The sequence below is a fragment of the Vibrio sp. PID17_43 genome (genome assembly GCF_002608565.1).
Lineage (GTDB): Bacteria > Pseudomonadota > Gammaproteobacteria > Enterobacterales > Vibrionaceae > Vibrio.
Map to the genome: position 1 here is coordinate 154,290 of NZ_LIXM01000002.1, position 20,219 is coordinate 174,508.

25 protein-coding genes and 2 pseudogenes are annotated in these 20,219 nt (G+C 46.6%); 9 read left to right on the forward strand and 18 right to left on the reverse strand.

What is annotated here, in order from left to right:
- Window positions 1–4: 4 nt before the first annotated feature.
- The 11 genes from AK965_RS02140 to AK965_RS02190 are packed head-to-tail and all read right to left on the reverse strand — an operon-like array spanning window position 5 to window position 8,212.
- Entirely contained in the window at window positions 5–982 is a 978-nt protein-coding gene (locus tag AK965_RS02140) for an energy-coupling factor ABC transporter permease (RefSeq protein WP_099078056.1), read from the reverse strand.
- 27 nt (window positions 983–1,009) lie between these two features.
- Window positions 1,010–1,957, reverse strand: a complete 948-nt coding sequence (gene yut / locus AK965_RS02145; protein ID WP_099078057.1) for an urea transporter — start codon at window positions 1,955–1,957, stop codon at window positions 1,010–1,012.
- 14 nt (window positions 1,958–1,971) lie between these two features.
- Window positions 1,972–2,904, reverse strand: a complete 933-nt coding sequence (locus AK965_RS02150) for an urease accessory protein UreD (RefSeq protein ID WP_099078058.1) — start codon at window positions 2,902–2,904, stop codon at window positions 1,972–1,974.
- Window positions 2,888–3,547: an urease accessory protein UreG gene (gene ureG / locus AK965_RS02155; protein ID WP_099078059.1), complete on the reverse strand. Its 660-nt coding sequence runs from the start codon at window positions 3,545–3,547 to the stop codon at window positions 2,888–2,890. Before ureG ends, AK965_RS02150 begins: the two co-directional genes overlap by 17 nt.
- Before the next feature lie 35 nt (window positions 3,548–3,582).
- Window positions 3,583–4,278, reverse strand: a complete 696-nt coding sequence (locus AK965_RS02160) for an urease accessory protein UreF (protein WP_099078060.1) — start codon at window positions 4,276–4,278, stop codon at window positions 3,583–3,585.
- 36 nt (window positions 4,279–4,314) lie between these two features.
- Window positions 4,315–4,878, reverse strand: coding sequence for an urease accessory protein UreE (locus AK965_RS02165; protein ID WP_099078061.1), 564 nt, complete (start codon window positions 4,876–4,878; stop codon window positions 4,315–4,317).
- 28 nt (window positions 4,879–4,906) lie between these two features.
- Window positions 4,907–5,287, reverse strand: coding sequence for a CrcB family protein (locus AK965_RS02170; RefSeq protein WP_099078062.1), 381 nt, complete (start codon window positions 5,285–5,287; stop codon window positions 4,907–4,909).
- Window positions 5,288–5,290: 3 nt separating this feature from the next.
- Window positions 5,291–5,680, reverse strand: coding sequence for a fluoride efflux transporter CrcB (crcB, locus tag AK965_RS02175; protein ID WP_099078063.1), 390 nt, complete (start codon window positions 5,678–5,680; stop codon window positions 5,291–5,293).
- Between the two features lie 21 nt (window positions 5,681–5,701).
- Window positions 5,702–7,420 (reverse strand): urease subunit alpha, encoded by a 1,719-nt coding sequence (locus AK965_RS02180; protein WP_099078064.1) that lies wholly within the window; start codon window positions 7,418–7,420, stop codon window positions 5,702–5,704.
- Between the two features lie 52 nt (window positions 7,421–7,472).
- Entirely contained in the window at window positions 7,473–7,895 is a 423-nt protein-coding gene (locus tag AK965_RS02185) for an urease subunit beta (RefSeq protein ID WP_099078065.1), read from the reverse strand.
- Window positions 7,896–7,903: 8 nt separating this feature from the next.
- Window positions 7,904–8,212, reverse strand: coding sequence for an urease subunit gamma (locus AK965_RS02190; RefSeq protein ID WP_099078066.1), 309 nt, complete (start codon window positions 8,210–8,212; stop codon window positions 7,904–7,906).
- Window positions 8,213–8,459: 247 nt separating this feature from the next.
- Between AK965_RS02190 and AK965_RS02195 the strand changes: the two are divergent.
- The 3 genes and pseudogenes from AK965_RS02195 to AK965_RS02210 all read left to right on the forward strand — a co-directional run.
- Window positions 8,460–8,768 (forward strand): annotated as a pseudogene (locus tag AK965_RS02195) (IS3 family transposase); the annotation flags it as partial.
- Between the two features lie 195 nt (window positions 8,769–8,963).
- The gene (locus tag AK965_RS02205) at window positions 8,964–9,401 is read left to right on the forward strand and encodes a hypothetical protein (RefSeq protein WP_099078067.1); all 438 of its coding nucleotides are present in this window, start codon (window positions 8,964–8,966) and stop codon (window positions 9,399–9,401) included.
- The gene (locus AK965_RS02210) at window positions 9,402–10,076 is read left to right on the forward strand and encodes a Crp/Fnr family transcriptional regulator (RefSeq protein WP_099078068.1); all 675 of its coding nucleotides are present in this window, start codon (window positions 9,402–9,404) and stop codon (window positions 10,074–10,076) included.
- A 67-nt stretch (window positions 10,077–10,143) separates the two neighbouring features.
- On the opposite strand, the gene tsgA is transcribed toward AK965_RS02210, so the two are convergent.
- The 3 genes and pseudogenes from tsgA to AK965_RS02225 all read right to left on the reverse strand — a co-directional run.
- Window positions 10,144–11,316, reverse strand: coding sequence for an MFS transporter TsgA (gene tsgA, locus AK965_RS02215; protein WP_099078069.1), 1,173 nt, complete (start codon window positions 11,314–11,316; stop codon window positions 10,144–10,146).
- Window positions 11,317–11,406: 90 nt separating this feature from the next.
- Entirely contained in the window at window positions 11,407–12,114 is a 708-nt protein-coding gene (deoD, locus tag AK965_RS02220; protein ID WP_099078070.1) for a purine-nucleoside phosphorylase, read from the reverse strand.
- 183 nt (window positions 12,115–12,297) lie between these two features.
- Window positions 12,298–12,480, reverse strand: a pseudogene (locus tag AK965_RS02225) (ABC transporter permease); the annotation flags it as partial.
- Between the two features lie 3 nt (window positions 12,481–12,483).
- Between AK965_RS02225 and AK965_RS20595 the strand changes: the two are divergent.
- Window positions 12,484–12,693 carry a hypothetical protein gene (locus AK965_RS20595; protein WP_253252648.1) on the forward strand — a complete coding sequence of 70 codons (210 nt, stop codon included), beginning with the start codon at window positions 12,484–12,486 and terminating at the stop codon, window positions 12,691–12,693.
- Window positions 12,694–12,916: 223 nt separating this feature from the next.
- On the opposite strand, the gene AK965_RS02235 is transcribed toward AK965_RS20595, so the two are convergent.
- The 3 genes from AK965_RS02235 to AK965_RS02245 all read right to left on the reverse strand — a co-directional run bounded on the left by AK965_RS02235 (window position 12,917) and on the right by AK965_RS02245 (window position 15,588).
- Window positions 12,917–13,873 (reverse strand): hypothetical protein, encoded by a 957-nt coding sequence (locus AK965_RS02235; RefSeq protein WP_099078071.1) that lies wholly within the window; start codon window positions 13,871–13,873, stop codon window positions 12,917–12,919.
- Between the two features lie 97 nt (window positions 13,874–13,970).
- Window positions 13,971–15,086 carry a 23S rRNA (adenine(1618)-N(6))-methyltransferase RlmF gene (gene rlmF, locus AK965_RS02240; protein WP_099078072.1) on the reverse strand — a complete coding sequence of 372 codons (1,116 nt, stop codon included), beginning with the start codon at window positions 15,084–15,086 and terminating at the stop codon, window positions 13,971–13,973.
- Window positions 15,076–15,588 carry a M48 family metallopeptidase gene (locus tag AK965_RS02245; protein ID WP_099078073.1) on the reverse strand — a complete coding sequence of 171 codons (513 nt, stop codon included), beginning with the start codon at window positions 15,586–15,588 and terminating at the stop codon, window positions 15,076–15,078. The genes rlmF and AK965_RS02245 overlap by 11 nt, the downstream gene beginning before the upstream one ends.
- A 138-nt stretch (window positions 15,589–15,726) precedes the next feature.
- Here AK965_RS02245 and AK965_RS02250 point away from each other — a divergent pair, with 138 nt between their 5' ends.
- Window positions 15,727–15,957: a glutaredoxin family protein gene (locus AK965_RS02250; protein WP_099078074.1), complete on the forward strand. Its 231-nt coding sequence runs from the start codon at window positions 15,727–15,729 to the stop codon at window positions 15,955–15,957.
- A 42-nt stretch (window positions 15,958–15,999) separates the two neighbouring features.
- Here the strand turns inward: AK965_RS02250 and AK965_RS02255 are convergent, their stop codons facing one another.
- A complete protein-coding gene (locus AK965_RS02255) occupies window positions 16,000–16,869 on the reverse strand; it encodes a LysR family transcriptional regulator (RefSeq protein ID WP_099078075.1) in 870 nt (289 codons plus the stop codon).
- Between the two features lie 112 nt (window positions 16,870–16,981).
- Between AK965_RS02255 and AK965_RS02260 the strand changes: the two genes are divergently transcribed.
- From AK965_RS02260 to AK965_RS02275, 4 genes are all read left to right on the forward strand, one after another.
- The gene (locus AK965_RS02260) at window positions 16,982–18,205 is read left to right on the forward strand and encodes an MFS transporter (RefSeq protein WP_099078076.1); all 1,224 of its coding nucleotides are present in this window, start codon (window positions 16,982–16,984) and stop codon (window positions 18,203–18,205) included.
- 58 nt (window positions 18,206–18,263) lie between these two features.
- The gene (locus tag AK965_RS02265) at window positions 18,264–18,845 is read left to right on the forward strand and encodes a DUF1415 domain-containing protein (RefSeq protein WP_099078077.1); all 582 of its coding nucleotides are present in this window, start codon (window positions 18,264–18,266) and stop codon (window positions 18,843–18,845) included.
- Window positions 18,846–18,957: 112 nt separating this feature from the next.
- Window positions 18,958–19,533, forward strand: a complete 576-nt coding sequence (locus AK965_RS02270) for a nucleoside triphosphate pyrophosphohydrolase family protein (RefSeq protein ID WP_099078078.1) — start codon at window positions 18,958–18,960, stop codon at window positions 19,531–19,533.
- A gap of 178 nt (window positions 19,534–19,711) precedes the next feature.
- Window positions 19,712–20,095 (forward strand): hypothetical protein, encoded by a 384-nt coding sequence (locus AK965_RS02275; protein WP_099078079.1) that lies wholly within the window; start codon window positions 19,712–19,714, stop codon window positions 20,093–20,095.
- Window positions 20,096–20,219 lie beyond the last annotated feature (124 nt).

Sequence of the window (20,219 nt, forward strand, 5' to 3'; positions counted from 1 at the left end):
TCCGTCAGCTATCGCGTTTTGAAATGAATTTAATCAAATAAAACAACGACATGATAAATACCAGCGTGCATACGCTCCCAAATATCCCTGCCATCGACGTTTCCATGACCGGAAATTTTCCGTTCAAATCATAATCAGAGAAAAAACTTAGCGATTGCTGAACGTCATTCACAGGCTCGGGGGCAAAGGTGATGAGCGAATTGTGGGCCATTTTTTCCACTGTCCACTCCATGCCGTCAGGGTTTCCTGATGCAAAGAGGCTCAACATGCCCCCCACTATCAAAGAGCACAGCAGCATCACAGAGGTAAACCTGCTCTGGCGCTCCGCACTCAACATCGGGCGAAACTGCTTGATATCATCGTTGGTCAACGCAAAGTGAAGGATTGTCGCAGTGATAACTCCCTCAAACAGACCAATGACCAGATGGATAGGCACGATCAGAGCCAAAAACTCCACCAACGGCAGATGAGTGATGCCACTGACATGCGTCATCACGGCAATGCCTGTCGCGCCAAGCACCATCATCAGCACACCCGCGGTGATTGACGCGATAAACAGGAACAATTTTCCCGTTTTCAGTGAGGTCAGCGGCCACCAAATAAGAGGGTAAATCAGGAAGCAAGGGATCAGACCGACGTTGACGATATTGGCCCCAAGAGCAAGCAGCCCACCATCGGCAAAAAAGAGCGCCTGAATAATCAGCACCGAAGAGATCACGACAAACCCGGCAAACGGTCCAAGCAACGCAGACAGCAATATTGACCCTGCCATGTGCCCACTGGCCCCAGTGCCAGGAATAGCAAAATTCACCATCTGAACGGCGAAAACAAACGCACCAAGCACCGCCATCATGACAACGAGTTTTGAATTAACCTGCACCTCTTGCTGCACTTTATAACAGCTCATTACAATCGCACCCGCAGCCACACCAATTAGGGGCAAAGCAACAGACGCAGAGATGAGCGCGTCATTCATATGCATAATGTCTATCCTTAAACCCCTGAGGGGTTAATCCTTGCTTTCTGTTCCAACTTCCATCACGTTTTTCGCTGCCATAAAGACATACAGCGTAAAGACATACGGGAAGGTGAAAGAAGGCAGGCCATCTGGCTGCATCAAAATGTCGAACGAGGCTTGCAGCACAACGGTAATAATGGTGGCAAACAAGGCAAACATCGTCGTTCGCGTGGAGACAGGCATAAATATCACGCCGATTGCCATAGCAGTCAGTACGGGGCTGAATCCGTAAAGCCCTGCGCTTACCGCATTTGGGTTAGCCCCCAAGATGATGGCAAACACGATAGCAACGATGGAACCACCAACAGCAGCAACCCCAGCAGGAATTGACGCAATGAAGATGCCCGCCAGAATGATTGCACCACTAACCGCAGAACCAAGGAGATATACCTCACCGATGTTTTTAAAAAAGATGGTGACCAACTCAGACAAGGATGGGAAAAACATCTCGCCGGACACATAATCCGTCGGAATCACTGGCTTTGGATACATTGAGACATCAACATGGCCGAAATTATATGCGGCGACCATAAACAGCCAGCCACACAGAACAAAAGGCCCAGTCGACCCGGGTATACCAAGCTTTTTCGTCAAGGTGTTTTTAAACGCCTCAGTCACCACTACACTGAACGCTGCGCCAACCAAAATAAGAACCCAAAGGGCGACTGAGTTGGCAATAAACGTCGGAAGTGCAATACCAAACAACACCCCGTTAAAGCCATACAGACCTGACTCAATCATCTCCTTATCAAGCTTTAGCCAAACGGCAACCGCTGTCGCCATCACCACTCCGAGCAACGCGCCAATCGCCGTCGACCATTGTCCTGAAACAAAAGAGGCGTAAGCAATTGCAAAAGCAAAGAGAACCCCCGTCAGCGCATTGTTCATAAAGAACACCTGGCTGGTTCCTCTCAAGCAATAAGTGACAAAATTATTCATTTCTCTACCCCTGTTTAGTTCCAGACAAACTTTCTCGGCAGATCGCGTTTCTTAATTGCTTTTCTGCATACCCGCCAGAATTGGGTCACCTGATCACGCACCAGATAACTCTCCGTCCCGACGACTCGCAGCATGATGCCCGCAGAGTTTGGCAGGTTAGAGATAGAGGCATACACAGACTTGTCTTCAGCGAAAAAGGCCTTGTATTCGCGGCGAATTTCATCAGCCTGCTCTTTCGATGTCAGACAAATGACGTTAGCAAACACATTGAAGCCAATGATTTCACCGACCTTCTCAGGAAAATCGCTTTCCGGCTCAAGCAGGATTTTCTCAGTGAACAGGTTTTTACCGTCTGGGGTCTTAACACGTGTCAGCAGTGACAGCAGATCAAACTCCATACGCTCTTCCTGGTGATGCAGGCGCCCAAGCATGACCATTTCCGAGTAAAGCAAGCTTGCCCCAGGGGAAATAACAATGTCGGTTTGGGAAATGTAGCGCGAGTCTTTGTAAAGAATGGTGAAATCTGGCATGAACTCCAAATACCCTTCGGGCCCGACCGTAATGCTCTGGTATTGCGCTGCATAGTTGGCATCCATCTGGTGGATACGATTCGCCCCTTGAGACGTCACGTGGGCACAAGCGCCTTCTTCCACATTGATATCGATGTGGTACCTGTCGCCCTGTAAAACACCACCGCCAACCGAAATCATCGAGCAGATCGGCAGTTCTGGCATTTCGTTGTCCCAGTATAGGGCTTTTTGGACCAATAGAGGCACCACACGGTAAAGGTGGCTTAGAACAGAACGATCACCGCTTTTGGTGAAGGTGAGCTTAAGCTCACCCACCTTACCGGGCGCTGCGGAGCGCATTTGTTTCGGTTCATCACGATAATTGTCTAGTTCATAAGCATTTGAAACTAGCTTTAATTTATCATGCATAGTCGCCATCCAACTCCAGTAGGCTTGCATCATACTCAATGTCAAACAACGCCATGTTCATGATCAGTTGGATAAGGTTGTCGATACCTTCACCAGTTTTGCAGTTAGTGAAAATAAACGGCTTGTCGCCACGCATCAGCTTGGAGTCACGATCCATTACAGAGAGATCAGCGCCGACATAGGGGGCAAGATCTTGCTTGTTGATCACCAGAATGTCTGACTGACAGACACCTGCCCCGTTTTTACGCGGAATTTTATCCCCTGCCGCCACATCGATAACGTAGATGTAGAAGTCAGCCAGCGCCGGGCTAAACGTAAGGGTCAAATTATCTCCGCCTGACTCAATGAAAATAACATCGCTGTTTGGATACTTTTGTTCCATTTCTTCTACAGCGGCAATGTTCATTGATGGGTCTTCTCGCACCGCAGTGTGTGGGCAAGCCCCCGTTTCCACACCCAGAATTTTTTCTTCTACCAACACGCCTTTCAGTGTGCGTTGAACCTGTTTAGCATCCTCAGTGGTAACAACGTCATTGGTGATGATGAGAGGTTTCAGTCCCAGAGCGATAAGGCGTGGTGTGATGGCTTCAATGATGGCTGTTTTTCCTGAACCAACTGGGCCACCGATACCAATACGCGTAATTTTTTTCATTGTTAATTCCTTTTGAATGTGACATACGGACAAATTTAGTTCATAAACATACGTACATGTGCCTGCGTGTGATGCCCCATCAGGCAATCCAACGTTGGCGCAAACGAGTTCATGTCATCAAGTGTTTTTAGCGAGATAGCATCGTATTCGTCGTCGAGACTTTCATTAATTTCAAACAGTATTTTTTGGGTGTCGTAGTGGTCGATTTTCATCAGGCGGATTGCTGCGCTCAATACCATCGAGGCCACACCATATTGATGGACGGCAAACGTCTGTCGCTCATCAATACCCATCTCAGAAAAAATGATAGCGTGCGAGGTACCAAAACAACCCGGGGTATTCTCTTCTCGAATAGCATTCAACCAGCGGGAGAGCAACGGTGATGGCGCAGTTTTCTCCACCAGCTCAGCGAACTTGCGACCAATTCTGCTAACCATCAGTTGTTGCTCTTCACCAACACGACGAGACCAAAGCTCCTGATCAATCTCCAGAATCTTGTCGAAGTCGTTCTTTAATGCAGCCCTGTGCGCATGAAGTAAGGCAACGCCGTCAAGACGGCCACTTTGCTTGAGAACTGTTTGGGTGAATGACTTCAACGTCTTGGCGTCTGACACCACGCCCAGTTGCAACGCTGACTCCAAGCCATTGGAGAACGCAAAATTACCGATAGGTAACGCAGAGTCGGTGAGCTGAACCATTCTGACGAGCTGTGTTAAGGACAATTGCTGCATATAAATAACTCCGTTTACAGTGCGGCGAATCAGCGTCTAGTCGTGATGGTGTCCATGACTATGATCGTGCGTTGAAGCCTCTGCGCCAGCAAAAAGCAATCGCATTTCACTTGGGTCAAGCAGCGGTGCGATTTCATCCCCAGATGCAAAGTCGAAACTGATCCCTTCAAATGCATGGGTACGGATTACTGAACTCATGATTTTTCTATCGACATAGAAAGGCACATAAACCACATTGTCTTTGAAGATGGCTGGCCAATGCTGATTACCTAACGCATGACCTAGTTGGAAAACCAATTTTGTCCAATCGTCTTTGTCGTCAAACTGGTCCAAACGGATAACCATGACGTCTTTCAGGCTGATATCCGTCACGACAACAATGCGGTTATCTTCGTCAATGTATAAAATGTCGTTGTTTTTCAGTTGCTGGTCGCGGGGAAGTGAAATCGCGATTTCGAGCCCTTTTTTGGATTTTTTACGGATACGGTTTTTAGGTGCTTCCCACTGCTCCAGGTGCAGTTGGTCTAGTTCGTATCCATTGAGCGTATTAGCCCATTGCGCGTCCTTCGCGTTACCAATAATTTGTTCAACCATTATCATTTTTTATCTCCTAGTTCTGCTTGCGCATTTATCTTTCAGTCGCCGAAGCGATTCGCATCCCTATGTAGACTGCGAAAAATCCCACCACCAAACTGGCAATCAAATACCCTACTGATATCAGTACCCCCTCAGGCTTACTGATCTCGCTGACTGCGCCATAGGCAAAACTTGAGAAGGTAGACATTCCTCCAAGCCCGCCTGTACCAAACAACAGAATCTGTTCATCCGAAATACGTTTCCCCCTGTGGTGACCCGTTGCAAAACCGAGCAAAAAAGACGCAACGATGTTGGCGATAAAAATGTCGAGGGGGAAACCATCAGCCAGCTTGGGCGTGACTAACATGATGAACTCCCTCGTGACGGCACCTACAAACCCACCGATGAACACCAAAATAAACAATCCGTTCATGTGTCACCCCGCATGCAACGCAAGCCAAACACCGACAAGTGCAGCGACCAAACCCGCACACGTGCTGCTAATTAAGTAGAAAATGGCCAAGGTTTTGTTGCCATTTTCGACCAATTTAAGCGCATCTAGCTGCATTGAACTGAACGTGGTGTAACCACCGAGAAAGCCTGTAAGTATCAAAGCATTTAGTGGCTCACCGAATCGGTTCTGCCAGTCAACACTGAACAGAACCGATAGGTAAGCAATAACAAAAGCGCCCGATATGTTGAGAAAGAAAGTCGAGAGCGGAAATGTGGTTTTGTATCTGTCTGTGATCCACTTCCCCACTTGCCAGCGAAGGACTGAGCCTGCGCCACCTCCGATCCCCACCCAAATAACATCTAAGGCTGTCATTACTTAGTTTCTATCCTCATATCAGCTAAAGAAGTACAACTGATTCAACGCAATCGATTCGACGGGCTCTACCGTTGCGTGTTCCCCGTTGACCGTCACTGCAAACGTTTCCGGGTTCACTTCGATCTGCGGTGTTTCACTGTTACGAACCATATGTTTCTTCGTCACGGCACGTGTCGAGTAGACAGGTTCAACAATGGACTTTAGCTGGTAGCGATCTTGCACACCATTTTCATGCGCAATGGTGGAGGTAAAGGTGATGCGGGTTTTGTGCTTCGCTGAACCCATGGTGCCGAACATCGGACGGTAATTAACCGGTTGCGGCGTTGGCAGAGAGGCGTTTGGATCGCCCATCAACGACCATGAAATCAGGCCGCCTTTGATCACCATCTTAGGTTTGGCGCCAAAGAACGCAGGATCCCAAAGCACTAGGTCCGCAAATTTACCCACTTCCACACTGCCCACAAGGTGATTGATACCCTGAGCAATCGCGGGGTTAGTGGTCACTTTCGCGACATAGCGAAGTACACGGAAGTTATCGTTGCCTTCTTCATCTTCAGACAATTTTCCGCGCAGCTTTTTCATGACATCAGCCGCCTGAATGGTACGCAACCAGTTCTCACCCACCCGGCCCATGGCTTGAGAGTCACTCGAGAGGATAGAAATCGCGCCCATGTCGTGAAGTACGTTTTCTGCTGCAATGGTTTCTGAGCGGATGCGACTTTCTGCAAACGCAACGTCAGTCGGTATTTTCGGACTAAGGTTGTGACATATCATTGTCATATCGAACAGTTCTGCCTGTGAGTTGATACCGTATGGAATAGTTGGGTTTGTCGAACTTGGTATCACGTTGTTAAGGCTTGCAACGCGGATGATGTCCGGTGCGTGGCCACCACCTGCACCCTCTGTGTGATAGGTGTGGATGGTGCGGCCTTCGAATGCCGCGATGGTGTTTTCCACAAAGCCGGCTTCGTTCAGGGTATCGGTGTGGATACACACCTGAACGTCCAGTTCGTCGGCTGCAGTCAGTGATGCACGGATAGCACCCGGTGTGCTGCCCCAGTCCTCGTGAATTTTCAGGCCAGCGGCACCAGCTTCGATCTGCTCGTAGATAGGCGCAAGCGCAGAACTGTTACCCTTCGCCAGAAGACCCGCATTGACAGGCCAGTCGTCAAAGGCGCGCATCATCATCTCAATGTTCCACACTCCTGGCGTGATAGTGGTACCGTTGGTGCCGTCTGTTGGGCCAACACCACCACCGAATAAGGTCGTAACGCCGTTGCTTAGAGCCGCTTCTGCTTGTTGTGGTGAGATAAAATGGACGTGGGCATCAATACCACCCGCAGTCAGCAGCAGGTGCTCACCGGAGATAGCCTCAGTACCAGGACCACAGGCCAGTCCTGCCGTTACGCCATCCATGATGGATGGGTTACCCGCTTTACCGATGCCGCAAATGTGGCCGTTTTTAATGCCGACGTCGGCTTTGACCACCCCTTGAATGGCATCGACGATGGTCACGCTAGTGATCACCAGATCTGGTGCACCGGCTGCACTAGTCAATTCACAGTCAAAACCCATACCGTCACGCAGGGTCTTACCGCCTCCGTAGACAGCTTCTTCGCCGTATACACGCAGGTCTTGTTCTACTTCAATCAGCAGGCAAGTGTCGCCTAGTCGGATTTTATCGCCCTTGGTAGGGCCAAATAGATCGGCATTCTCGCGTCGTGAAATCTTTGCCATTTCTCACTCCTTGACGTTCAGTCTCGTCATTCTTTTCAGTGTCTATCGAGGGTTATTTATTCCCGTAATCAAAACGGGAGATGTTCTCCATCGCTTCAGTAAGGCGGGGGCGGTAGCCATGATCATGCTCATTGCCGACCCAACCATCAACGAGGTTGTTAAAGCCAACCACCCGTTGTTTACCCTGAAATGGAACGAGTTCTATTTCGCGCTCATCGCCTGGCTCAAAGCGGAGTGCGGTTGTTGCTGGGATATTCAAACGCTTGCCGAATGCCGCTTCCCGATCAAACGAAAGACACTTGTTAACTTCGAAGAAATGGAAGTGCGAACCGACTTGGATGGGGCGATCTCCTGTGTTTCTGATTTTTAGCTTTGTGACTGGGTAGCCTTGATTAATCTCAATGTCGTCTTTCGCAAGAACGAGACCACCGACTGGTACGCCTTTGACGTCCGAGGTGTTGTTTTTCTTAGGCATGCTTATCCTCACTTTCTCTGAATAGGATCGTGAACCGTGATCAAACGGCTCCCATCGGTGAAAACACCCTCAACCTGAACGTAAGCAATCATGTCTACGACACCGTCCATCACATCAGCACTGGTGAGCACGTTTCTAGACTCTTCCATTACCTTTTCCAACGTCTTGCCTTCACGAGCACCGTCCAATGCACTGGCACTGATCAAGGCTACCGCTTCAGGATGATTTAACTTTAGACCTTTGGCTTTTCGTTTGGCTGCGACATCAGCCATCATGTAAATCAATAGCTTGTCTAGCTCTCTAGGCGTTAGCTGCATTTAACACTCCTTATTACCGTCTGAATTTGTTCCCAAGCGACCAAGCAGAAAAATAAATTCCTGCAAAAAACATTAGTGGCCGGTCAGCACACATACCCTCTTAAAAATAACAGTAGTAAAAGATTGAATTTAAGCAAATCACCAAAGCAATTTTATGTACATTTATTGAGCAAAAACAGAGAGAAATAGGCCTAACGAGTTGACTGTGATCTTATTCTCCTCTTTTGATGAGTAGCCATGAAAATTGATACAACACCAGTGTGTTCTTCTCAATATTTCTCGATCTACCTCTTATTATCAGCCCATCGGGCCCCCTGATGAAGAGATCGAACTGCGCCGTATGATCGACGAAATTTACCTTAAGTATCGGCTCATGGCAGCAGACGTATTCGGACTGTTCTGGTCAAAAAGGGCCATCACGTTAATCGTAAATATATTGTCAGGTTCCTTCGCGATATGGGCATTGGGGCGATTTACCCCAAACCAGGCTTGGGCTATTGGTATCACGTACATCCCAGTGGCTAAAGGATTCCTGATGCCTCTATTTAAGGTTGCGCACCAACCATCATCTCGTCGCAACATTGTATCGCCACCATACTGATCACGCTGGGTAAACTTTTCTGGTACGCCTGTGCCAGAAGTAATCACCACTTCAAGGTGGCAACAGCACACTTGACAGTTTGAGCAAACTGCTTTTCGAACCGTACAAACGCAGTTACACTACACCAAAAAACTTATCCGAGCTGCATCTATGACCGACGCCGATATCGAGCTTCAACATATTTGGTTGGAAGTTCAAGCACAACGCTGGCAAAGCCTTTCGCGCTTTTTTCTTAGCTACTATTGCTACACAAACAATATCGTCAGTAAAACCAATAAAGTGTGTTGGGAAATAGCGCGTGCAACCCTGCCTGCTTCGACGTCGATTAAAACGCGTAACAACACCATCATCGAGCCACTGGTTCCAGAAGAAACGATCGTTGGCTTACTCAAAGCCATCAGTAAAGACGGTGACATGACATTTGATGCAATGACAGAGACGCTTAACGCCTTTTTGCACTATGTTGTGATCAGCAAGAAAGAAAAAACGCAGCTAAGACAAAGCATGCCAACCAACTGGTATCAACAGCAGAATAAGCCCGTGATGATGCGTTTTGAACAAGCTGGAATCGTTATTCAAGGTAAATAAATGCAGCTACGAACCCTAGGTAAAGGACGTTTTGAAACCGAATGGAGTCAGGATAAACAGCTCATCGAACAGGCGATTCGCGATTGTATATGCGCACGCCGAATTTATGATGAAAACGAAAAGCTCCTCACCCAAGGAGAACACGTTGACAATCTGTACCTTGTGGACTCAGGCAGAATTTCTATGGGCGTCACCGCGCGGAACGGCAAAACGTTTTTGCTCGGCACCCTTGAATGTGAGCAACAGCTATTTGGTGAAATGGAGTTCTTCACTGGTTATCGATGCCAAATGGACATTATTCCCGTTGAGCCTGTAGAAGTGGCGATCATCGATGCGCAGAAGCTGCAACGCTGCTTGCTCGAGCAACCTCGCCTGTCGCTCTACTTCGCCAGTGCCATCGCGATTGATTACCAAGACACAGTAGAAATCCTGTCTCGCCGCCTGTTGTATCCCATTGCCTACAACGTTGCCTATGGCATTTATCATCAGTACCTCAACGACCTTCCCGTTGATGGTTTCCATAAAAATTATCTTGAAGCCGAGCGGTTTGCTACCTCTGATCGCGTGTATCGACGTGCAATCAAGGAGCTAGAGAACAAAGGGTTTATCGCCAAGGAAAAGAAAGGTGCACGCATTCTCGATCTAGAGGGATTACGTGCCTTTGTCGAAGAGTAACTCTGCTCCCCAAAAAAAAGAAAAGGTCTGCTAAATGCAGACCTTTGAACGATTGGTGAACCTTTCATTACGCTGTTTGCGCTTGGTTTTGAGACGCTGTTTTAAACTTCATTGACGCTATCAGCATTGCCACAATTACACCATAAATCACTGGGATGGCATACATCACGGTTTGTAGACCAACCACGCTTTCTAATACCGAGCTAATTGCCGGGCTAAACATCGCGCCCGCACTACCACTGATCAGAATATAAGACACGTTTTTACTCGTCGCATCACGTACAAACGATACGCCGTAAGCAATGAAAGCGTTATACAGAGCCGCACATACAAAGCCGTAGCCGTAAGTTAAGTATGATAGCCATTCCAGTTTTTCAGTGGTCACGATAACGCTGGTGATCACCATTGCTACTGAAATGATGGTTAGCAAGAAAGTTTGAATCTTCATACGTGACACAATGACAGTCGAAACTAACGCACCAACCAGAGCCGCTGACCAGTATTGAGTGATGATGTTACCCGCTTGCTCGAATGCAATATCAAATTTCTCTTTAACGAACATTGGCGCCCATGTCAAAAAGGTGTACAACGCAAGCATGCCAAGGAACAGTCCCACACCACCACTGATGATGCCAAAGTTCCACTCTGATTTTACTTCTTGCTCTGAGCCACTTTCACCACCACATTGGTTGAAGTTAGTCAGTAATGCCACAAACATGGTTGCCAGAGCCACCATACCGACACTTAGGTAACTGATGCTCCAATTCATTGCGTTCGTCAATGCGTATGTCGTGATCAACGGGAATACAACACCAGCAATATTGAATGTGGCGTCTTGTACCACCAGCATGGTACTTTGGATTTTGTCTTTCCACACGGATACCACGATCGTACCTGCGATACAAAGACCAACACCACCACAGAAGCCAATGACCGTCATGCATAGCATCACGATAAACAGTGATGGGGCGGCATATAGGCTAAGTGCAGCCGCGGCGATAGCACCGTAACACAGCACCGTCATGCGTTGGATGCCGACTTTTTCAATCAGGAAGAAGGAGATAATAGTACCTGCCAGTGCACCACCATTTAATAGTGAGAAAATCGACGCGACTTCATTCACGTTCGTGTCAAACGTATTGGCGAGCGGTTCAACCAACATGCCGAATTGAGTTGCGAAACCTGCCATAATAAAGTTGGCAAGAAAGCTAATTACGGTGAGTGTTATTTTATTTTTCATAATTCACTCCAAAGGCTCTTAAGGTAGATGTTCTTAGAATTAGTGAGAGCCGAGCGAGTCTGCTCTCATCATTAATTAGTCGTTGTAGGGTTAAGCTTTAATTGCTGTTTCTAGCGCGATTTCAATCATATTGTTAAATGAAAGTTGGCGCTCTTCTGCCGTGGTTTCTTCGCCCGTAATACAGTGGTCTGATACGGTGAGAATGGCCAAAGACTCAATACCAAATTGATGTGCAAGGCCATACAAACCCGCCACTTCCATATCTACACCCAATACACCAAAGCGTTCTAGTGCCGGGATCAAATCTTCGTCTGGATCGTAGTAAAGATCGCCAGTAAACACGTTGCCTACTTTGACATCAATGCCCTTTTCTTTCGCGGACATATAAGCATTATGTAGCAACTCAAACGTGGCCGACGTCGCCATGTGGTAACCACTACTGCGCTTGGCATTCGTTGGGGAGTCCGTGCCTGCGGCTTGAGCCAAAATCACGTCGCGCATGTGCACATCTTTTTGTGTTGCACCAACACTACCAATACGGATGATACGCTTCACGCCAAAGTCATTAATCAACTCGTGACCGTAAAGCACCATAGACGGAATACCCATGCCGTGCCCCATAACTGAAATACGCTGGCCTTTGTAGTAACCGGTGTAACCCAACATGTTACGGATGTCGGTAACAAGCTTAGTGTCTTCAAGGTAAGTCTCTGCGATATACTTGGCTCGTAGCGGATCGCCCGGCATGATTACGGTTGAAGCAAAATCTTCTGCAGAACCTGCGATATGAGCAGTCATAATAGTTTCCTCTTTTGTTCTGATGGCGCAATCATAATGAGAATGAAAAGGAAAGTTTCAGGACAAAAGTCCGGATTGAAAGTGCAAGCTCTCAGAACTGATTAATCTAATCTATTAAGCAAAAAATGCGCCTACAGCGAGGCGAATTCTTACATTCCTTTTGCGTAGAATCTCTAACGTCACTCACAAGCATACCGACATAAAGTTCAGCAAGGTCGCCACGGCTAAAATGGTTGGGCTAATTTGCTCACGAATACCTGACCACATTTGTCTAGGTACGGCTTTTTGTTCTGCACCGGTTAAGAACAGTGCCACCACGACTTCATCAAAGGAGATGCCAAACGCGAGCAATCCTCCGGAGAGTATGGATTGTCTAATACCAGCTTACGCTTTTACCTGCGCATTGCGGAAATGCGAGGTTTTGTGGAAGATTTTGGCGACGGCTTTTTCTACCGCTCAGGTCTTCGGTTTTTGCTAAAGGAAGGGTCGGAACTGGATTGCTTGTTCCGCAAACGATTCAAACAGAATCAGCCACGCACAATATCAACTCTGGCGTTTGCGTTGGTCGTATCCGAATAACCGAAGCGCAGCGTTTGCAGTTAGAAGATGGAATCTAAAATAAGCTGATTAAGCTCAACACCATTAATACATCAAACGATGAAGGTGAACTGGCTAATATTCTCATGCGCAGTACACCAGGAACACAGATTTTTTCTCTGATGGACCGCCCAATATTGACAGAAATTTGCTAAAGCAGGTATCTGCACTGACTCAGAACAGAGACTTACACACGCTTTCTTTGTTAAAAACTAATCGCAAAGCCTAGCGACGTGCCTTCAATGTTATCTCCGAACTGATAGCGTAATATCAGCCTAGTGCGGGTTACAGTAATGTCATAGTGACTGGAATCGAGCTCCAGACCGATACCAACGGAGTTTAGATAGTCGAAGCCAAGTGCGCCTCGCATATCACCAATATAACCCGTACGTGCCGCCTCAATGACATAACGCACTGGCTTCTTTAATACCGTAAAGCCAGTTGGTGCACGCCAACGCATCCATAGACTTAGGCTCTGCGCAACTGTACTCCCCTGCACTGACTCAGGCGCATTAGAAAAGCTTTTGAGTGTGATATTGGTGTAACGTAACTCGGTATCAATCTCGTATTCATCTTTATAACGCTCATAGTCGAGCATTAGCGCCCCGCCCAAGCCATATACGTCAAGATTGCCACTTTTGAGAAATTCAAAATCATCACCTGTCTCTCGTTGGATGTAGGAACTTGCGACTGAACTGTCACTGGCGACACGACCATAAGAGAAGTTAACAATCGGTCTAAAGACGAGGTCATCAATGATAGGAAAATCCCAACCGACACCTCCGGTTACAGATAATGTGTTCCACTTCGTTGGCACTGGCCTTGTGATTTGACCGTCACTAGCAAGAAATATGGGGTCATACCGGCTATAACCGAGAGTGCCCTCCAAATATAATGGAAATCCTTTACCGACGGTGAATCCGCCCCCCAAGGTAGACATAAGTACATCTGGATTACCTGTAGGCTCATTATTTAAAGAAAGTGAACCTGTTGTAACGTCCGGGGATAACTGAAAGCTCATCAACCCGAGAACGGCATCGGCTCGCTTCTTAAGATTTGCGCCAAGCAAAGTGTCCGACTTAGCGGGCTCGCTAAAGATAAGCCCTGCCAAAAGCGCAATAAGGGGTGGAAGCGTGCTGCTAGTAAGTGTGACTTTATCCATTTATTGATTATAGGATAAAGCCTTGACGGCGCGCTCCCGACTTTTCAAATGGTTTTATCTGATGCCCTTAGATATTGCATCCCTCTAGAGAAGAAAACTACGTCAACTCAATCCACGTTTTGCGCTGTTGTTTATCCATATATGACCACGCAATAAAACGGCTGATTTTCTGACCCTGGCTCATTTCTACAACACGAATGGCTTTCGCACCTAACTTTTCAAGCTGTTTACACATCGGACGAACGTTGTCTTTCTTAGAGATCAGGCTGGTAAACCAAAGGACTTGTGTGCTAAACGCTTGGCTCTCGTTAGCCATCTTACGAATGAATGCGGCTTCCCCACCTTCACACCACAACTCGGCATTTTGGCCACCGAAGTTAAGCGATGGTTTACTCTGCTTTGCTGGGTTGGTCTGCGATGGCGTCATGCCTTTTTTTCGCTGGTTCGCTTTCAGGTTATCCTGTTTGCGCTGGCTACCCATCGCAGCCTCTTCAGCGGAGCGGTGAAACGGCGGATTACACGTTGTGACATCGTAACGTTCATTCGGCTGAATAATACCGCGATAGATGTTCGCTTCACTCGGCTGCAGCACTAATTCGATTTTATCCTTTAGCGCAGCGTTTCGATTGGCAATCGCTTGTGCCGACTGGATGGATGTTGGATCGACGTCACTGCCGGTGTATTGCCATCCGTATTGCGTCACACCGACAATCGGGTAAATACAGTTTGCACCAACACCTACATCAAGTGCTCGAACACGATGGTGTGGATATTTGCCTTTTACCTCGCCATCAAGCAACTCAGCCAAACGGTGAATATAGTCTGCACGGCCAGGAATTGGCGGGCACAGATAGTGCTCAGGAATATCCCAAAACTCGATGTCGTAATACGCTGCAAGCAAGGCTTTGTTAAGCATTTTTACCGCTTTTGGATCCGCAAAGTTAATAGAGTCTTCCCCTTTCGGGTTTTTTATTACAAATGCCTTTAATTGTGGCTCACTCGCTATCAACTTTTTAAAATCGTAACGACCTTTGTGGACATTACGCTCATGCAAACCGCTTTTGGCGATCTTAAAGAAGTCCACATCGCTTTTTTTTACTGGCGATGCCGCTTTACCTGACGCCTTATTTTTCACACGCTTTGACGCGACTTTCTTAGCATCTTTGCTTGGCATTGACTTTGCTGGCTTAGCGTTTTGGGTCTTATTCTTCATTCGAGTTCGCTTTTAAATCGAGGTAAATCATAAACAGACGAGCATCTAATTCAAGTTGGTGATACTCAGGTTCCATGTAGCAACACAGTTGATAAAACGCTTTGTCGTGATTCTTTTCACGAGTGTGTGCCAGTTCATGTACCACCAGCATCCGTAACAGCGCTTCGGGCGCATCTTTAAACACGTTCGCAATGCGAATCTCATTCTTGGATTTAAGCTTTCCGCCATGGTTCCGACTGATCACGCTGTGCAAGCCTAACGCATTATTAACCACATGAATTTTCTTATCGTAGACCACTTTACTGATTGGTGCGGCTTTCTTCATATAGCGGTTTTTGATTGCCATGGCGTATTCATAGAGCGCTTTTTCACTTTTGATTTGGTGGTTATCTGGATAGCGCTTTTCGAACCAATGCACAAGCTTACCGCTCTCAATCAGTGTGCCGACCTGCTCAACAATGTGCTGAGGATAACCTTGGATGTATCGAAGTGACGGATGCATAGATATAACGTCTGCTATGACAAAAGAATGGCGCTAAATATACCTGAGATAACCGACACTTTCATCTAAGGTTTCATCTTTCCTTTGTTGTAAAAGGTCGTTAAACTTCGCCTCCCAACGATAATGGAGAGAAATTCAATGAAACGTGTTGTTCTTTACGTAAAAGACAAGTGCCCTCACTGCAAAGATGCTCAACGTTATCTTGATTCAAAAAACATTGTTTACCGCCTTTGCAATGCAAAAATGCAGCGCGGCCGTAAAGAGCTAGACGCACTTGGGGCGCGCTCTCTGCCGGTATTAAAAATTGGTGATCGCCTGATGATCGGCTGGAACCCGAAGAACTTCGAAAAGATGTACAACGGTAGCTAAATTGAACAAAAAGAGCTTCTCTAACAAGAAGCTCTTTTTGTATCAAACATACTGTTTCACAAAGTCGATGAAGGTTCTGTCTGCGATCGACAGGTAGCCTTGCTTCCTCCACGCCAACGCGAGATCAAGCGCCACCGGGGGATGAAATGGGATCCCAACCACCTCTTGCTCATGTTCGGTAACGAGTTCGAGCAACGCCGTAATCGCAAACTCTTTCTTAACAATACTGAGGATAAGAGGAAGTAAGTTGGTCTCGAACGAAGACTTCATAGTAAAGCCATGCTCTTGACTCACTTGATCTAAAAACTCCCGATGAAAGTAACCGTGCTGAAATATTACTAAATCGTGCTCAAAAAATTCATCAAACGTGATGGCATGGCGCTCAGCTAAATCATGTTCTTCTGAAACAACCGCCACCATTTGGCTCGTAAACAAATGGTCGGTTTCTAGGCCTTCCGGCACGTCATCACAACGGATCACGCCAATATCCAATTGCCCGTTAAGTAGCATTTTTCTGATCGAATGTGTCCCCGCTTCGACAAGCGTCAGCTTTAAATCAGGGTATTGGCACTTAAACGCCATAACAATACGCGGAAAAAAGTAACTGCCCATCATTGAGGGCGTCCCGAGTCGTACTTCTCCCTTAGCTAACCCTTTCAATTCGTCAATAGCCAGTTGAGCGTCTTGCAACTGCTGAATAACGCGCTTAGCGTGAACCAGTAAGGTTTCGCCCTCTTTGGTTAAACTCATTCTCTTGTCATCACGCCGAAACAGCGTCACGCCTAATGATTGTTCGAATTTCTTGATTGAAATGCTTAAAGCTGGCTGAGCAATATGCAAAAACCTCGCTGCGTGAGTAATGTTTCGGTGCTGCGCTACTGCAAGAAAATGTTTGAGCTGTTTCGATTCCATTAGATCAAAAATATATACCTGCCATATTTTAAATATATTTTTTCAATCCAAATTTAACTGATAAATTGATCACATATTTCATTTATTTGCTTGTTGGCATTTGGCAGAATCCATGGTCACTTTCGGCACTCCTGAATACAAACGCATGACACTTTCTCTCGCGCTTGGCTCATTCTTGGTTTTTTCAAATCTTTACTTGCTCCAGCCGATGCTGCCCTCTTTTGCAATTAAATTTGCCATTACTGAAACTCAAGTAAACTGGTTATTTGCCTCAACCACGCTTGCGCTCTCCCTTAGTTTATTACCGCTGGCCATCTTATCTGAATCGATAGGTCGTAAGCCCATAATGATATTGGGGTTGTTCTCGATACCCGTCATTTCTGCACTCATGCTTCTTGGCGATTCCTTTTTATTTCTCGTTATTTGCCGGGCGTTAATGGGCGTTGCCATCGCTGCATTTACTGCCGTCGCAGTGGCCTATATGGCGGAAGAGTTAGATAAGCATGCTTTTTCGATGGCAATTGGTACGTATATCGCTGCAAACTCATTGGGTGGTATCGCGGGTCGTATCAGTGGCGGCTTGCTGGCAGACAACTTTAGCGTCAATGTCGCGATCGAAGTGATGATGGTGGTGACACTCGTTGGTGTTATCAGTGTTCATTATCTTTTACCAAAGCAGCGTAACTTTACCCCCTCATCAAGTAGCTGGAGACACCACAACCGAGCCATTATTGGCCATTTCAAAAACCAGCGCGTATGGCTTGCGATGCTGATTGGCAGTTTGAACTTCGCTCTGTTTGTTAACCTCTACTCGGTAATGGGATTTCGCTTAGTTAGCGCTCCTCATCATGTTCCCGTTGGTTTAGCGTCACTGATTTTCGTTTGCTATTTGGGCGGTACTTTCTCATCTCGATGTGCTGGCCATTGGAGTAAACGTTACTCGTCGGTTCTCGGTATGTTCATCGGTTCAGTCATCAGTATGGCGGGAATGTGGATGGCGGCGATTGACAGCATGGCCGCAATGCTTATTGGATTGTTACTGATCAGTTTTGGCGCTTTCTTTACTCACACTTTAGCGTATGGCTGGGTTGGTCAAACAGCCACGCAAGCTAAAGCGACTGGCACGGCTTTATACCTTGTTCACTACTATATTGGCGGTAGTTTGGGCGGATTCTTATTGCTTTATTGCTGGCAGCATGGTGGTTGGTCGAGTGTATTAGTTGGCGGTAGTGCTCTGTACCTCGCCATGTTCACAGCCATCGCATACTTAAAGCATATCAGTGCAAGTTTCGATATCAACAACGGTGCGGATATGACGCGCTTGAAAAGAAATTAAACAACGCTTTTCAGGGTCTGCTATGCTTGCGGCACATTCATAAAAGCAAGAAATTTGTATGCCAACGCGCTCAACACAAGATACTCAAAATACTGATATCAACACGATCACGCTGCAAGTCGATCAATGGCTCAATGACGTTGTGATCGGACTAAACTTATGTCCTTTTGCTGCCAAACCGCAACGCAATAAACAAATTAAAATTTTCATCAGTGAAGCCACTCAAGATAACGCGCTACTCGAAGATATTCTGCTGCAGTTCATTGAGCTCAGTAACACAGATCCAGAAAAACTCGAAACCACTTTGGTCGTGGTTCCAAACATGCTGCAAGACTTCTGGGACTACAACCTGTTCATAGATTGGGTTGAAGGCTTAATCAAGCAGCAAAATTGGGAAGGCATTTTCCAAGTCGCAACGTTCCACCCAGATTATTGTTTTGGTGGTACAGAACCGGAGGATGACGAAAATCTGACCAATCGTTCTCCATACCCTGTATTCCATCTTATTCGTGAAGAAAGCATGGAAAAGGTACTTAAGCACTACCCTGATCCAGAATCGATTCCAGACACCAACATTGCCCGCGTATCCGCGCTGTCAGAAGAAGAGCGCAAGAAACTCTTCCCTTACCTGTTCTGCTAATAAGAACACCCACCCCAAGCGGCAGATTTCTCGCCACTTAAAATCGGATCGCTTGGGGATTAAAGTTCGGTTTGATATGATTGCGGCTTCAATCGATTCAATGGACATTAGAATGCAACTGTCAAAGCTAACCCAAGAGATTTTTGATCACCTATACTGTGACATCACTGAATTCCGTAGCACATTCGACCTACCTGTCGCAGATGTCGCAAGCCTAGATGCACAAGCCGATACGCTACACACGTCTTTGGCGATCGAAGAGCTAACTGAACTAGCAGAAGCAGACAACAAAACAGAGCAAGCTGACGCAATCATCGACAGCGTGTACGTTCTAATGGGTCGCCTAGTGCACCTTGGTGACAGCCAAGTTGAAGACAACCTAGCAATCAGCTACCTAATCGATCTACTGCTAAACGTAGCCGTTAACCGCGGTATCGACTTTATTCCTTGCTGGGATGAAGTACACTCTAGCAACATGAGCAAAGTGTGTCGTAACGAGCAAGAGTACGCAGAAACGGAAGCATTCTACGCAGAGCAAGGCATCAAACTAATGGCGGTTCAAAAAGGCGAATACATCATCGCGAAATGCGCAGAAGACTTCGTCTCTGAAGGTAAAACTGTGCGCAAAGGCAAAGTGCTTAAATCGGTTTACTACCGCCCAGCAGACCTTAAGCCACTAACACAATAACTAGAAGCGCATTTCACGTTATAGATAAACATAAGCCGCTCATCCTCCATGAGCGGTTTTTTATTCATAAATATTGCTCTTTTACGCTTTAAATGCGCTTCCTGGCATTCCCATCCTGCCTTCAATAAATTAGACTCAAATACCCAAGGATTTGTGAATAATTGATAAAGGAATGGCTATGAGCTCAAGTATGATCCTTTCAGAGTCCCTCATTGAAAGCGGACGTGATATTCCTCTAAAAGAATTGTTGTACGCAAAGCGCGTGCTAGACAATTACATGGCTGTGGCAAAAAACAGTAGCCCACTTGAGCTCCTAACGGAGATGAAAACGGCGGCGAGACACGTAGAATACTTCACGACTCACGATAATCCATGTGAAGCACGTAACGTGATCAGCAACATGATCGAAAAGATTGACGCAGCAGACTCGTTTGAAACATTTAAAACGTTAGCAGAGGTACCTTCGCTGGCCCTGTTTGAACTGATTGAAGATCGCGCTCAATTAATTAAACATGAACGCGAGTTGCTGTTAGCGTCTGGTTATGATGCTTCACGCATCTAATTCCTTCGTAAAACGCATTAAAAAAGGAGCTTATCAAGCTCCTTTTTTCTATTTCATTCACACCGAATAAAATATCAATTATACCAATCACAGTAAGTAAATGTTCAGAAATAGCGCAGGGAAA